This window comes from Allorhizobium sp. NPDC080224, assembly GCF_050281005.1.
Lineage (GTDB): Bacteria > Pseudomonadota > Alphaproteobacteria > Rhizobiales > Rhizobiaceae > Allorhizobium.
This window is the reverse complement of record NZ_JBNNWJ010000001.1, coordinates 80,306-95,360: the sequence shown is the minus strand read 5'-3', so window position 1 is coordinate 95,360 and position 15,055 is coordinate 80,306. Positions and strand designations below refer to the sequence as shown.

The window sequence follows — 15,055 nt, the reverse complement described above, 5'->3', positions numbered from 1 at the left end:
ACTCTGCCGTCAGTGATGGTCCAGATGCGACTGGTGGAAGACGTCGTCTGCTGGCGGGATGGCCTGACGCTCGATCATCCGGTGTACCTTGGGGGGCCGGTCGCCGCGATGCAGTTCGATCAGGCGATCGGTGATTTCGGCATCGGCCTTGGTGCGCCGCTGGTTGTGGCGAACATAGTCCACCCAGGTCGGCACGTGATAGGTTTCCGTCCAGATGTCAGGGTTTTCCAGATCGCGCATTAGCGTCCAGTTGCGCGCGCCGTCGCGCAGGCGAATGCGGCGGCGCTCGACCATGATTCTCAGGAATTCCGGAACATCTTCGTCGCTGATCTCGAAATCGACATGAATGACGATCGGGCCACTGCGCGGTCGGATGTCGAGCTTCAGGGCCGGCTCGTTGAAGCGGTTCAGCGGATCGAGATCGAGGCTGGCGAAAGCCGGCATCGGCAGGAAGAAGCCGATGAAGACGCCTGCTATCATCAACAGGCTCGAGGCCACCAGCGCGTGTCCGGAACCGTAGCTTTCGGCGACACTGCCCCAGAGCCAGCTGCCGGTCGCCATGCCGCCGAAGGTGGCGGTCTGATAGAGCGAGAGCGCGCGGCCAACGACCCAGCGGGGAGCCGAGAGCTGGACGACGGTGTTGAACAGCGACAGCGCCAGCACCCAGCAGGCGCCGGCCACCATCAGCGCAAGCGCCGTGATCCATACCGAGGCGCTGATGCCCGTGACGCCGGCGGCAACGGCAAAGCCGGCGAAGGCGGCGCGGACGATATCTTCGCTCGACAGGACTTCGCGGGCGCGCTGGTTGGCGAGTGCGCCGAAGATGGCGCCGAGGCCGAAAGCACCGAGCAGGCCGCCGAAGGTGAGCGGGCCACCGGCCAACTGGTCGCGGGCGACGATCGGCAGCAGCGAGAGAATTGCCGTTGCCGTGAGGCCGAAGACAAAGCCGCGGAAGAGCACCTTGCCGAGATTGGGTGACATGGCGACATAGCGCAGGCCGGCGCCAATCGCGGAGCCCAGCTGCTCGCGGGGAAGCGGGTTTTTCGGGATATTGGGTCGCCAGCGGAAAAGCGCATAGATGATGGCGAAGTAGGAAAGCGTGTTGACGGCGAAGGCGGCTGCCGCTCCGGCGGCGGCGACGATCATGCCGCCGATCGCGGGGCCGACACTGCGGGTGATGTTGAAGCCCATGCTGTTGAGCGAGACAGCAGCCGGCAGATCGGCGCGCGGTACGATGTCGCCGACTGAAGCCTGCCACGACGGGTTGTTGAGCGCGGTGCCACAGCCGATGAGGAAAGTGAAGGCGAGGAGTGCCCAGGGCGTGATGAGATCAAGCAGGGCAAACAGCGTCAGAAGGGCCGAGACCACGATCATGAAGAGCTGGGCGGCGATCATGACGCGGCGTCGATCGAAGCTGTCGGCGATGGCTCCGGCGATCAGGGACAGGAGCATGATGGGGCCGGTGTTAGAGGCCTGAACCAGCGCCACCATGTTTTCGGATGTGGAGATCGAGGCCATCATCCAGGCGGCACCAACGCCCTGGATCAGACCGCCGAGATTGGACGAGATGCTGGCAAGCCAGATCCGGCGATAGGCTTCGTTGCGCAGCGGCAGGAGCGGGGAACGGCTTTCGTGTGTGGACATGTCTTGTACTTCTCTGGCCACAACCATGTTTGTAAACAGCTGCGGCGGGTCAAACCTTGCCTTGCGCAACGCATGGATGGCAAGTTTGTTTTCACCCTTCGGCTAAAAGCTTGCAAAAGCCGGGGCGGTCGGCTATATGAGCTTCAAATTCTTGATCGACAGATGAAGGGTGGGCCCGGAAGGACCCGCTCTTTTTTATTGGCGATCACAGCCAATCGGGAGTAAAACGATTGTCCGAAGACATGCCGAAGCCGGAACTCGGCGAAGCACGGATCATCATCGAGACGGGCCTTGACCGTCGTATCGCAGAGATTATCGAGCCCGTGCTCGTCGCGATGGATTTCAAGCTGGTTCGCGTGCGCATGATGAACCAGAACGGAATGACACTGCAGATCATGGCAGAACGCACTGACGGCACGATGACCGTCGAAGATTGCGAAGCCGTATCGATGGCAGTTTCCCCGGTTCTCGACGTCGAGGATCCGGTCGACAAGGCGTATCATCTGGAAGTGTCGTCGCCGGGCATCGATCGCCCGATGGTTCGCAAGTCGGATTTCAGCCGCTGGCAGGGCCATATCGTGAAGTGCGAGACGTCGATCCTCGTCGACAACCGCAAGCGCTTCCGCGGCAAGATTACCGACGTGAACCAGGACGGCTTTACCCTGGAACGCGATCAGGTGGCCTATGGCGAAGAACCGAAGGTGGTTATCCCCTTCAATACCCTCGCCGAGGCAAAGCTCATTCTGACGGACGATCTGATCCGTGACGCGCTCCGAGCCGACAAGCTCGCCAAGGCGCAGGCCGCGAACCAGAACGACGAAGACGACAGCGAAGAATAACGTTTGACCTATAGCCCGAGGCCGATGCCCGGGCGTGAAGACGGAGACCTAAGACAATGGCAGTCAGTGCTAACAGGCTTGAGCTCTTGCAGATCGCAGATGCCGTCGCCCGTGAAAAGGTGATCGACCGCGAAATCGTGCTCGCCGCCATGGCCGACGCGATTCAGAAGGCTGCCCGGTCGCGCTACGGCAGCGAAACCAACATCCGCGCCGACATCAACTCCAAGACCGGCGAGATCCGTCTGCAGCGTCTTCTGGAAGTGGTCGAGAAGGTCGAGGACTACGCGACCCAGATCGCACTTGAGCTGGCCCGTGACCGCAACGTCGACGCCAAGCTCGGCGACTTCATCGCCGATCCGCTGCCGCCGATGGACTTCGGTCGTATCGCTGCCCAGTCGGCCAAGCAGGTCATCGTGCAGAAGGTTCGCGAAGCCGAGCGTGACCGCCAGTTCGACGAATTCAAGGACCGCGTCGGCGAGATCGTCAACGGCACCGTCAAGCGCGTCGAATACGGCAATGTCATCGTCGACCTCGGTCGTGGCGAAGGCATTATCCGTCGCGACGAGATGATCCCGCGCGAAGCTTTCCGCTACGGCGACCGCGTCCGCGCCTATGTCTACGACGTGCGTCGCGAGCAGCGTGGCCCGCAGATCTTCCTGTCGCGTACCCATCCGCAGTTCATGGTGAAGCTCTTCACCATGGAAGTTCCTGAGATCTACGACGGCATCATCCAGATCAAGTCGGTTGCCCGTGACCCGGGTTCGCGCGCCAAGATCGCCGTGATTTCGAACGATAGCTCGATCGATCCGGTCGGCGCCTGCGTCGGTATGCGCGGTTCGCGCGTTCAGGCCGTCGTCGGCGAGTTGCAGGGTGAAAAGATCGACATCATCCCGTGGAGCCAGGATCCGGCCTCCTTCATCGTCAACGCCCTGCAGCCGGCTGAAGTCGCCAAGGTCGTTCTCGACGAAGATGCAGAGCGCATCGAAGTCGTGGTTCCGGATGAGCAGCTGTCGCTGGCCATCGGCCGTCGCGGTCAGAACGTTCGCCTGGCATCGCAGCTGACCGGCTGGGATATCGACATCATGACGGAAGCGGAAGAATCCGAGCGTCGTCAGAAGGAATTCAACGAGCGTACGAACCTGTTCATGGATGCGCTCGACGTTGATGAAATGGTCGGCCAGGTTCTGGCATCGGAAGGTTTTGCTGCGGTTGAAGAAGTTGCCTATGTCGAGCTCGACGAAATTGCGTCGATCGATGGCTTCGACGAAGACACCGCGCAAGAAATCCAGACCCGCGCCCGCGAATACCTCGAGAAGATCGAGGCCGAGATGGATGCGAAGCGCCGCGAACTCGGCGTTGCGGACGAACTGCGCCAGATCGGCGGCATGACCTCGCAGATGATGGTCGCGCTCGGCGAAGACGGCATCAAGACGGTCGAGGACTTCGCCGGCTGCGCTGCCGACGATCTGATCGGCTGGAGCGAACGCAAGGACGGCGAGACCAAGAAGTTCGAGGGCCTGTTCTCGAAATTCGACATCTCGCGCGCCGAAGCCGAAGCCATGATCGTGCAGGCGCGCCTCGCGGCCGGCTGGATCACCGAGGAAGACCTCGCGGCCGAAGCCGAAGTCGAAGCTGAAGGCGTACTCGAAGGCGAAGAAGCCGAGCAGGCAACGTGATGGGCGCGCAGACGCCCGACGCGACAGAGGCCGAAGACGACTTCGACCTCTCCGACGTGAACGGACGCATGTGCATCGTCACCCGCGAAAGCGGATCGCCCGAGACGCTTCTGCGTTTTGTGGCGGCACCCGACGGGACTGTCGTCCCGGATTTGAAGCGGGCGCTTCCGGGCCGGGGCTGCTGGGTCAGCCCTAGCCGCGAGGCCGTCGACAAGGCCGTGGCGAAGAAGCTCTTCGCCCGGGCGTTGAAACGAGATGTGAAGGCGGATCCGGATCTCGGATCCGTGGTCGAGCGCCTTTTGGTCGCGCAGCTGATCGGCATGATGAACATGGCACGCAAAGCCGGCCAGTTCATCACCGGGGCGGCGAAGGTCGAGGCGGCGGTGCGCAGCGGAGAAGCCATCGCGGTCTTCCATTCGCAGGATGCCGCGCCAGATGGTGTGAGAAAGATCGACCAGGCCCGAAAGGCCTGGCACCTCGGAACAGGGGCAGAGGCGGAAGTTCCCGCCTTTCACCTGCTCACCGGGGCGGAATTGGACGAGCAGATGGGCCAGAATGCGTTTATCCATGCTTGCGTGCTTGCAGGGCAGGCAGGTGAAGGTGTAGTGAAGCGCGCAACTCTGCTCGAAACCTACCGCGGCACGCCGCGGGTATCGGGCGCTGGCCCGAAATCACAATGACGCGGTCACCGGCACAGGTCGGCCTCCGTGGTTTAGGACAGTATGTGAACGGCGAGGCCTGATGCTCGGCATCCGGCCCCGCTCGAAGGAACGGGAACGGAATGACCGACAACAAAGACGACAAGACTATCGGCGTGAAGAAGACTCTCACCCTGAAACCCTCGGGGATGAGCCAGGGTACCGTGCGCCAGGACATGGGGCGCGGCCGTACGAAGTCGGTCGTCGTCGAAACGGTGAAGCGCCGCACGACCCGCCCGCTCGACGAAAAGCCACCGATTACGCCGATCACCCCTGTTCGTGCAGAACCGGCCGCGGCAGCTCCGACGCCGACACAGGCGCCTTCGCCGGTTGCGGCACCCGTTGCAGCGGCACGCCCGGCACAGGCACCGGCACAGCAGCATCGCCCGCAGCAGCCACAGCGCCCCCAGCAGCCGCAACGCCAGCAGCCCTCGCAGCCGCAGCGTCAGCCGGAACGTCCGCGCGGCGCCGTTCTGCACGACCTGTCGGCCGGTGAGATGGAAGCGCGTCGCCGCGCTCTTGCCGAAGCCCAGATTCGTGAAGTCGAGGAAGCCAAGCAGCGCGTGATCGACGAGGCTCGCCGCAAGGCCGAAGCCGAGGAAGCCGCACGCCTGGCCGCAGAAGAGGCCGCACGTCGCGCCGCCGAGCCGCAGCCAGAGACACAGCCGGAAGCTGAAGCTGCCGCTGAGCCCGCTGTGGCGCCAGTGGCTGATGCGCCCGTCGTCGTGAACCGTACGGCCATTCCGGCACCCGGCGCACCCGGGTTCGTGCGTGGACGCAAGACCAATGACGAAGACGAGGGTCGTGCATCCCCGCGGACGATCCCCGGTCGGGGCAAGGTCGCCATGCCCGTGGCTGCCAAGGTCCCTGCCCGTCCGAAGGTCGAGGAAGACCGTCGTCGTGGCAAGCTGACGGTGACCAGCGCCAATGTTGACGACGACGGCACCGCTCGTGGCCGTTCGCTGGCTTCCATGCGCCGCCGCCAGGAGAAGTTCCGCCGTAGCCAGATGCAGGAGACCCGTGAAAAGGTCATGCGCGAGGTTATTCTGCCTGAGACCATCACCATTCAGGAACTGTCGCAGCGCATGTCCGAGCGCGCCGTCGATGTCATCAAGTACCTGATGAAGGAAGGTCAGATGATGAAGCCGGGCGACATCATCGATGCCGACCTTGCAGAACTCATCGCGACCGAATTCGGTCACACCGTGAAGCGCGTTTCGGAGTCCGACGTCGAAGAAGGTATCTTCAACGTCAAGGACGACGAGGGCGAGCTGGTATCGCGTCCGCCCGTGGTCACGATCATGGGTCACGTCGACCACGGCAAGACCTCGCTGCTCGACGCCATCCGCAAGACCTCGGTCGTATCGGGCGAAGCCGGTGGCATCACCCAGCATATCGGCGCCTATCAGGTCGAACAGAACGGTCAGAAGATCACCTTCATCGACACCCCCGGCCACGCGGCCTTTACCGCGATGCGTGCCCGTGGCGCCCAGGCGACCGACATTGCCATTCTGGTGGTTGCGGCCGACGACAGCGTGATGCCGCAGACGATCGAATCCATCAACCACGCCAAGGCGGCCAATGTGCCGATCATCGTGGCGATCAACAAGATCGACAAGCACGAGGCAAATCCGGACAAGGTTCGCCAGCAGCTTCTGCAGCACGAAGTCTTCGTGGAATCCATGGGTGGTGAAGTGCTCGACGTCGAGGTTTCGGCGAAGAACAAGCTCAACCTCGACAAGCTGCTCGAAGCGGTGTTGCTGCAGGCCGAAATCCTCGACCTGAAGGCCGACCCGAAGCGTACTGCCGAAGGTACCGTCATCGAAGCCCAGCTCGACCGCGGTCGTGGTGCCGTTGCGACGGTTCTCGTTCAGAAGGGCACGCTGAAGCCTGGCCAGATCATCGTTGCCGGCGACCAGTGGGGCCGCGTTCGTGCGCTGGTCAACGACCAGGGCGAGCACGTCAAGGAAGCTGGTCCCGCCATGCCGGTCGAGATCCTCGGCCTTTCGGGCACGCCTGCTGCCGGCGACCGTTTTGCGGTTGTTGAAAACGAAAGCCGCGCTCGCGAGATCTCCGAGTATCGTCAGCGTCTGGCCCGCGACAAGGCCGTTGCCCGCCAGTCGGGTCAGCGCGGTTCGCTGGAACAGATGATGAGCCAGCTGCAGAACACCGGCTTCAAGGAATTCCCGCTGGTCATCAAGGCAGACGTGCAGGGTTCCGTCGAAGCGATCGTTGCTGCTCTCGACAAGCTCGGTACCGACGAAGTGCGGGCCCGCATCGTCCATTCGGGCGCCGGTGCCATCACGGAATCGGATATCTCGCTCGCCGAGGCATCGAATGCGGCAATCATCGGCTTCAACGTCCGTGCCAATGCCCAGGCCCGTACCGCTTCCGAGCGTGCTGGCATCGAGATCCGCTACTACAACATCATCTACGATCTGGTGGATGACGTGAAGGCAGCGATGTCGGGTCTGCTCTCTCCGGAGCGTCGCGAAACCTTCCTCGGCAATGCCGAGATCCTCGAGGTGTTCAACATTACGAAGGTCGGCAAGGTCGCAGGTTGCCGCGTCGTCGAAGGCAAGGTCGAACGTGGAGCCGGCGTCCGCCTCGTGCGCGACAACGTCGTCATCCACGAAGGCAAGCTCAAGACGCTCAAGCGCTTCAAGGACGAAGTCGGCGAAGTGCCGATGGGCCAGGAATGCGGTATGGCCTTCGAGAACTACGAAGACATCCGCGCTGGCGACACGATCGAGTGCTTCCGCGTGGAACACATCACGCGTACGCTCTAATGGTCTTGACTGCCTGTGGCGGTCATACGAACAAGCAGACGGTGGCCATCGCCATCGTCTGTTTTCTTTATGCGACGAATGCGGTCGCGGAAATCTGCGACAAGGCCGGATGGGATCCATCAGACGGCGCTGTCACAGTGGCAAACGAAATCATCGACAGTACGCGCTGGTCACTGATCATCGCCCTTGTTCTGTCGGTCGGCATTCTGAAGGGTTGGCGATGGTTGGTTTGGCCAACAACGCTGCTCTCGCTGGGACTGGTGATGCTGGGTTTTTCGGACGACACCGATGACCCGATCATGCTTTCCATGATTGCCGAAGGTTGCCGAACGGCGTGGTCAGGGACCATCATGTCCATCATCTTTGCGATGCCGCTGGCAATGGGCGCCCTTGTCGCACTGCTTAAATATAAAATGAAGTCAGGAAGACCATGACAAAACCAACCTCTTCGGCACCTTCGCAGCGCATGCTGCGCGTCGGCGAGCAGGTGCGTGCCGCCATCACCCAGGTCCTGCAGCGCGGCGAAGTCCGCGACGAGGTGATCGAAAAGACCGTCATCTCGATCTCCGAAGTCCGCATGTCGCCGGACCTGAAGATGGCGACCGCGTATGTCACGCCGCTCGGCGTCAAGGACCATGACACGGTCATTGCGGCCCTCAACAAGCACGCCAAATACATTCGCGGCCGGCTGGGCAACCAGCTGCGGCAGCTGAAATACATGCCGGAAGTCCGTTTCCGCGACGACACCAGCTTCGACAACTACCAGAAGATCGATGCCCTGCTGCGTTCGCCGGAGGTCCAGCGCGACCTCGGCTCCGACGAAGATCAAGACTGAGAAGACCTAGATGTCCAAACCAAGAAAGCCCAAGGGCCGCCCGATTTCGGGTTGGCTCATTCTCGACAAGCCGGTGGATTTCGGCTCGACCGAGGCCGTCGGCAAGATCAAGTGGCTGTTCAACGCCCAGAAGGCCGGTCATGCTGGCACGCTCGATCCGCTCGCATCCGGCATGCTGCCGATTGCACTCGGCGATGCGACCAAGACCGTCCCTTATGTCATGGACGGCCGCAAAATCTACGAATTCACGGTGACCTGGGGCGAGGAGCGCTCGACGGACGATCTTGAGGGCGAGGTAACGCAGAGCTCCGACAAGCGCCCCGCCAAGAGTGACATCGAGGCGTTGCTGCCCAACTACACCGGCACCATCAGCCAGATCCCGCCGCAGTTCTCGGCGATCAAGATTGCCGGCGAGCGCGCCTATGATCTCGCCCGCGATGGCGAGACGGTCGAGATTCCCTCTCGCGAAGTCGAAGTTCACCGCCTGACGCTCCTGAACTGCGAAGGCGACAAGGCGCATTTCGAGGTTGAATGCGGCAAAGGCACTTACGTGCGCTCGCTGGCCCGCGACTTCGGTCGCGATCTCGGCTGCTACGGCCATATCTCCTCGCTCCGCCGCACCTTCGTGGCCCCGTTTGCCGAGGAGACGATGGTGCCGCTCGCGGAGCTCGTGGCGCTCGAAGCCATCGAGGACCGGGACGAGCGGCTGGCCGCTCTCGACACCTTCCTCGGTGACACGGCCGAAGCACTGTCCGCCTTGCCACAACTCAGGATCACCGATGACCAGGCGCATCGGCTTCGCATGGGCAATCCCATCATCCTGCGCGGCCGTGATGCACCGGTTGCAGAGCCTGAGGCCGTCGCATTGGCCGGCGGCAAGTTGATCGCCATCGGCGAGATCGCAGGCGGCGAGTTTCACCCGCGGCGCGTCTTCGCCTGAAGCCTTCCCGCCGCCTGCTCTTTCCTTTCATCGGGGAATAGAGTATAGGCGGCGGCGGCTGGCACCTTCGGGTGTCTGCATTCACGGCCAATGCTGGACGACATCCCGGCGTTTGGCGACCTGTTTCTCCTTATTGTAGAAAGGATTCACGATGTCGATAACTGCAGAGCGCAAGGCCGCCCTCATCAAGGAATACGCAATCAAGGAAGGCGACACCGGTTCTCCGGAAGTTCAGGTCGCAATCCTGACCGAGCGTATCACCAACCTGACGGAACACTTCAAGGGTCACAAGAAGGACAACCACTCGCGTCGTGGCCTTCTGACCATGGTTTCGACCCGCCGTTCGCTTCTCGACTATGTCAAGAAGCAGGATGAGGCTCGTTACACGACCCTGATCACGCGCCTCGGCATCCGCCGCTAACAAGTTCCCGGCGGGTCTTCGGCAACGAAGATCCGCCGGTCGCCTTTCCGGGTCAGGCCATACGACCCGCGACACGGTTTCGCGCGACGAACGCACGAAACGAATGACAGACCGGATGGGCCGGATCTGTCGACACCAACCGATGACCTGTCATGGGGCAGGATTGTTGGACGCTTCCGCATCCTTGAGGATGCACTTGCCGGCCAAGGCCGTTTCCGAAGCCTCCCACTGTCTTGCCCGTGATTGCGTCAGCACATTGCGGACCGGTCGCCCCTGCACTTTCGGCAGGACGCTGGTCGCATATGAAGGACAAGATATGTTTGATGTTCACAGCGTCGAAATCGAGTGGGCAGGCCGCCCGCTGAAGCTCGAGACCGGCAAGATCGCCCGCCAGGCTGACGGTGCCGTTCTCGCCACCTATGGCGAAACCGTTGTTCTCGCCACCGTCGTTTCGGCCAAGTCGCCGAAGCCGGGTCAGGACTTCTTCCCGCTTACCGTCAATTACCAGGAAAAGACCTATGCCGCCGGCAAGATCCCGGGTGGCTATTTCAAGCGCGAAGGTCGTCCGTCGGAGAAGGAAACGCTGGTTTCCCGCCTGATCGACCGTCCGATCCGCCCGCTCTTCCCGGAAGGCTACAAGAACGACACCCAGGTTGTCGTCACCGTGGTCCAGCATGACCTCGAAAACGATCCGGACGTTCTGGCCATGGTTGCCGCTTCGGCAGCCCTCACCCTCTCCGGCGTACCTTTCATGGGCCCGGTTGGCGGCGCTCGCGTCGGCTATATCAACGGCGAATACGTTCTGAACCCGCATCTCGACGAGATGGACGAGTCGGTTCTCGACCTCGTCGTTGCCGGCACGCAGGACGCCGTCCTGATGGTTGAGTCGGAAGCCAAGGAACTCAACGAAGAGATCATGCTCGGCGCCGTCATGTTTGGCCACAAGGGCTTCCAGCCGGTCATCGACGCGATCATCAAGCTCGCTGAAGTGGCTGCCAAGGAGCCGCGCGAATTCGAGCCGGAAGATCATTCCGCTCTCGAAGCCGAAATGCTGTCGATCGCCGAAACCGAGCTGCGCGCTGCCTACAAGATCACCCAGAAGGCTGATCGCTATGCAGCCGTCGACGCTGTCAAGGCCAAGGTGAAGGCGCACTTCTTCCCCGAAGGCGAAGAGCCGAAGTACACCAACGAAGTCATCGGTGCCGTCTTCAAGCACCTGCAGGCGAAGATCGTTCGCTGGAACATCCTCGACACCAAGAGCCGCATCGACGGCCGCGACCTGTCCACCGTTCGCGCCATCGTGTCGGAAGTCGGCATCCTGCCGCGCACGCACGGTTCGGCCCTCTTCACCCGCGGCGAGACGCAGGCGATCGTTGTCGCCACGCTCGGCACCGGCGAAGACGAACAGTATGTCGATAGCCTGACCGGCATGTACAAGGAACGCTTCCTGCTGCACTACAACTTCCCGCCCTACTCGGTCGGTGAAACGGGTCGCATGGGCTCTCCGGGCCGTCGCGAAATCGGTCACGGCAAGCTCGCATGGCGCGCTATCCGCCCGATGCTGCCGTCGCCTGAGCAGTTCCCCTACACGCTGCGTGTCGTCTCCGAGATCACCGAGTCGAACGGCTCGTCCTCGATGGCAACCGTCTGCGGCACCTCGCTCGCACTGATGGACGCTGGCGTTCCGCTGGCCAAGCCGGTTGCCGGTATCGCTATGGGTCTCATCCTCGAAGGCGAGCGCTTTGCCGTTCTCTCCGACATCCTGGGTGACGAAGACCACCTCGGCGACATGGACTTCAAGGTTGCGGGTACTGCCGACGGCATCACCTCGCTGCAGATGGACATCAAGATCGCCGGCATCACCGAAGAGATCATGAAGGTCGCACTTGGCCAGGCTCAGGGTGGCCGCAAGCACATCCTGAACGAAATGGCGAACGCCCTTTCGGAAAGCCGTGGCCAGCTCGGCGAATTCGCACCGCGCATCGAAGTGATGAACATCCCGGTCGACAAGATCCGTGAAGTCATCGGTTCGGGCGGCAAGGTCATCCGCGAAATCGTCGAAAAGACAGGCGCGAAGATCAACATCGAAGACGACGGCACCGTGAAGATCGCTTCCGCCTCCGGCAAGGAAATCGAAGCTGCCCGCAAGTGGATCCACTCAATCGTTGCCGAGCCGGAAGTCGGCGTGATCTACGAAGGTACCGTTGTGAAGACCGCCGACTTCGGCGCCTTCGTCAACTTCTTCGGTTCGCGTGACGGCCTCGTGCACATCTCACAGCTGGCTTCCGAGCGCGTTGCCAAGACCTCTGACGTCGTCAAGGAAGGCGACAAGGTCTGGGTCAAGCTGATGGGCTTCGATGAGCGCGGCAAGGTCCGCCTGTCGATGAAGGTCGTCGATCAGACCACCGGCCAGGAAATCGTGGCCGAGAAGAAGAAGGAAGACGGCGAAGCCGCTGAATAAGCGGACGTCGTTCCCGATCCGAGGCGCGGGAGAATTTCCCGCGCCTTTTTTGTTCGCCGAGAAAAGAAGACCGAGCCATGAGCCGCGAAACGCTGAAGACCCTGTTTCATCCCTTCGTCACGGAAACCGTCGCCCTTCCCGAAGCGGGAAGCCGTTACCTGTTTCTCGGGGCCGAGGCGGGATTTGCCAAGCCAGAGGGCTTTGCCGCAGAACTGACCGTGGTTCAGGATTTCCGCCCGGAATTCCGGCGCCTCGAAGCCAGCCACCTCCAGCCCGTCCCGACGGTCGATGGCGAGGGCTACGACGGTGCCCTCATCCTCTGCGGCAAGCACAAGGGCGTCAACGAGGACCGCGTCGCCGAAGCGCTGAAGCGCGTGAAAGCAGGCGGGACGATTCTGGTTGCAGGCGCCAAGGAAGACGGCATCCTGCCTCTGCGCAAACAACTGGACCGGCTCGGCCTCGCGCCGGAATCCATGCCGAAGTACCATGGCGTCGTCGTCTGGTTCAGCGCGCCTGAGGATGCATCGGCAATCGTTTCGACGCTGTCCGCAAAGCCGGTGACGGTCGACGGACGCTTCGAGACACGCTCCGGCCTCTTTTCCCATGCCCATGCCGATGAAGGCTCGGAACTGCTCGCAAGCCGCCTGCCGACGAACTTCGACGGCAATGCAGCCGATTTCGGCGCAGGCTGGGGCTATCTCTCGGTCATGCTGGCAGAAGCTGCGCCCCGCACCAATCGCATCGATCTCTTCGAAGCGAGCCACGAGGCTCTGGAGCATGCCAAGCGCAATCTGGCGCGCAACTGCCCCGATCTGACGGCACGATTCTTCTGGCAGGATCTCGGCAACGAGCCGCCGAAGGAAAAATACGACCTTGTCATCATGAACCCGCCCTTCCATGAGGGCCACGCCGCCGAACCATCCATTGGTGCCGCGATGATCAAGGCTGCCGCAGAGTCGCTACGCGGCGGCGGTGACCTTCTGATGGTGGCAAATCGGGGTTTGCCCTACGAGCCCGTCCTGGCTCAGCATTTCAAGCAGTCTGGCGAAGTTTGCCGGAATGCGCGTTTCAAGGTCCTCTGGGCGAAGCGCTGACGCAAAAGCGATCGTGATCGGGAGGGCGGCGACTTAGACTACGCGCCCCCTCGACTCACGGTCAGGCCTGCCTTAGCATCCGGCGCCAGGAACTTCACTCCTGGCGCCAGCGGTCTCATGCCTCCTCGGAATCTCACCGATGAATTGACCACCGTGGCCGGCCTCGCCTCAGCGGTGGTCGAGCATGCCCAGTCCTATGGCATCGACATAAAGCCCATTTGCAAGGCGCTGGAGATCGATCCGCAGATATTCCAGAGCCTTACTGCCCGGATTAGCCTTGATCGCCTGTGCAGGCTCCTGGAGACCTGCGCTCTCCTGTCCGATGACGAAGCATTCGGTCTTACGAGCATCACGCGCTACGAGGCAGGCTCGACGGGTCCATTCGGATACGGACTGATGGCCGCGCCGACCGGGCTGGACTTCGTGCACTTTCTCGACGACCACATCCAATATGTGACCCATACAAGCTATTCAAAGCTGACACTCGACGAGCGCGGCGCGCATCTCGCCTGGACCTTCGCTCCCATCATCGTGAAACGCGATCAGTATGTCGACATGTCGGTCGGGCTTGTCATGCAACGGGCCCAGGCGTTTGCCACCAGCGACAATATCGAAGTCCAACTGGAAAGACCGGCTCCCCGCAATCACAAGCCCTTTCGGCAATTGCTGTCACGGCGGGTCAGTTTCGGAGCCCGCGTGAACTGCGTGCAGTTCCCGCCCGGCTTCCTTCAGGCACAGAACCCCACCGGTGACCGTAGACTTTTTGAACTGATGGACCTGCAGTGTCGGAGCCTAAGGCCACCGACGCCGGAGAAAAGTGCCGACTTCCTCGAGCAGGTCCGTCGCTACCTGCTGCTGCACGTGTCGGATGACGATTATCCGCTCGCCGAAATCGCACCCTATTTCGGTTTGTCGGAAAGGACGTTCCAGCGCCGTTTGGCGGGCCACGGCACAAGTCTCAACGAGCTCAGGGATCACATCCGCAAGGAGGTCAGCTTCAATCTGCTGACCGAGAGTGAACTGCCGATCTCGGAAATCTGCTACAGGCTCGGCTATTCCGCGCCGAGCGCTTTTACGCGCTCCGTCACGCGATGGTTCGGCACCACGCCGACGGAAGTGCGCGAGCGGAAGTCTGCCTGACAGCCGCGGAAACTTGACAAGGGCGGCGCGATCCGCCCTAATCGAGGGATCAAAGCGCTTTCAGCGCTGAATTTCCCTTCTTTTAGCGTGTTCGGATAAGTGGTTGGCGTGCGATGTCAACGACGCCATTCCGGCAGAATGCTATGAGCGCCGCTTGACGACCTGATGGATATCAAGTCGACCTTTCTCCATTGCGGCAACGAAATTCATGAAAACCGATACCAAACGGGCAATCGGACGATCGCCTGCTGTTTCGATCCTTTCGGATCGCGAAATCCGCTGCCTGCAGCTCGTGGCTGAAGGCATGCGGTCGGACGAGGCTGCGAATGCGCTCGTGCTGTCACGGGAAGAGGTGAACCAAGCTCTGGTCAGTGCTCAAGAGAAGCTCGAAGCGAGCAATCTGATGCATGCGGTGAGCCTCGCTATGCTGATCGGCGTCATCGACCATACCGATCCTCATCAACCGAAGTAAGCCGTACTCCCACGGCTGGCGGACCACTTCGGATGAACGCCTGGCG

At 61.8% G+C, this 15,055-nt stretch carries 13 protein-coding genes; 12 read left to right on the top strand and 1 reads right to left on the bottom strand.

Annotated features, from left to right (window positions below):
* Nucleotides 1–9: 9 nt before the first annotated feature.
* Nucleotides 10–1,644, bottom strand: coding sequence for an MFS transporter (locus ACQKP1_RS00430; RefSeq protein ID WP_427273781.1), 1,635 nt, complete (start codon nt 1,642–1,644; stop codon nt 10–12).
* Between the two features lie 242 nt (nt 1,645–1,886).
* On the opposite strand from ACQKP1_RS00430, the gene rimP reads away from it, so the two are divergent.
* The 12 genes from rimP (at nt 1,887) to ACQKP1_RS00370 (ending at nt 15,009) form a co-directional block, all read left to right on the top strand.
* Nucleotides 1,887–2,483: a ribosome maturation factor RimP gene (gene rimP, locus ACQKP1_RS00425; protein WP_069043975.1), complete on the top strand. Its 597-nt coding sequence runs from the start codon at nt 1,887–1,889 to the stop codon at nt 2,481–2,483.
* 56 nt (nt 2,484–2,539) lie between these two features.
* Nucleotides 2,540–4,159, top strand: coding sequence for a transcription termination factor NusA (gene nusA, locus ACQKP1_RS00420; protein ID WP_427273780.1), 1,620 nt, complete (start codon nt 2,540–2,542; stop codon nt 4,157–4,159).
* Nucleotides 4,159–4,839 carry an RNA-binding protein gene (locus ACQKP1_RS00415; RefSeq protein ID WP_006725255.1) on the top strand — a complete coding sequence of 227 codons (681 nt, stop codon included), beginning with the start codon at nt 4,159–4,161 and terminating at the stop codon, nt 4,837–4,839. Before nusA ends, ACQKP1_RS00415 begins: the two co-directional genes overlap by 1 nt.
* A gap of 101 nt (nt 4,840–4,940) precedes the next feature.
* Entirely contained in the window at nt 4,941–7,646 is a 2,706-nt protein-coding gene (gene infB, locus ACQKP1_RS00410; protein WP_427273779.1) for a translation initiation factor IF-2, read from the top strand.
* 41 nt (nt 7,647–7,687) lie between these two features.
* The gene (locus ACQKP1_RS00405) at nt 7,688–8,080 is read left to right on the top strand and encodes a hypothetical protein (protein ID WP_427273778.1); all 393 of its coding nucleotides are present in this window, start codon (nt 7,688–7,690) and stop codon (nt 8,078–8,080) included.
* Entirely contained in the window at nt 8,077–8,481 is a 405-nt protein-coding gene (gene rbfA / locus ACQKP1_RS00400) for a 30S ribosome-binding factor RbfA (RefSeq protein WP_054149385.1), read from the top strand. Before ACQKP1_RS00405 ends, rbfA begins: the two co-directional genes overlap by 4 nt.
* A 10-nt stretch (nt 8,482–8,491) precedes the next feature.
* Nucleotides 8,492–9,421 (top strand): tRNA pseudouridine(55) synthase TruB, encoded by a 930-nt coding sequence (gene truB, locus ACQKP1_RS00395; RefSeq protein WP_427273777.1) that lies wholly within the window; start codon nt 8,492–8,494, stop codon nt 9,419–9,421.
* Nucleotides 9,422–9,572: 151 nt separating this feature from the next.
* Nucleotides 9,573–9,842 (top strand): 30S ribosomal protein S15, encoded by a 270-nt coding sequence (gene rpsO / locus ACQKP1_RS00390; RefSeq protein ID WP_006725260.1) that lies wholly within the window; start codon nt 9,573–9,575, stop codon nt 9,840–9,842.
* Between the two features lie 316 nt (nt 9,843–10,158).
* Nucleotides 10,159–12,303, top strand: a complete 2,145-nt coding sequence (pnp, locus tag ACQKP1_RS00385; RefSeq protein ID WP_427273776.1) for a polyribonucleotide nucleotidyltransferase — start codon at nt 10,159–10,161, stop codon at nt 12,301–12,303.
* 77 nt (nt 12,304–12,380) lie between these two features.
* The gene (locus ACQKP1_RS00380) at nt 12,381–13,397 is read left to right on the top strand and encodes a class I SAM-dependent methyltransferase (RefSeq protein WP_427273775.1); all 1,017 of its coding nucleotides are present in this window, start codon (nt 12,381–12,383) and stop codon (nt 13,395–13,397) included.
* Nucleotides 13,398–13,514: 117 nt separating this feature from the next.
* On the top strand, nt 13,515–14,537 hold the full coding sequence (locus tag ACQKP1_RS00375; RefSeq protein WP_427273774.1) for a helix-turn-helix domain-containing protein: 1,023 nt from the start codon (nt 13,515–13,517) through the stop codon (nt 14,535–14,537).
* A gap of 208 nt (nt 14,538–14,745) precedes the next feature.
* Complete coding sequence (locus tag ACQKP1_RS00370; protein WP_006725264.1) at nt 14,746–15,009, top strand: LuxR C-terminal-related transcriptional regulator; 264 nt, start codon at nt 14,746–14,748, stop codon at nt 15,007–15,009.
* Nucleotides 15,010–15,055: the final 46 nt, after the last annotated feature.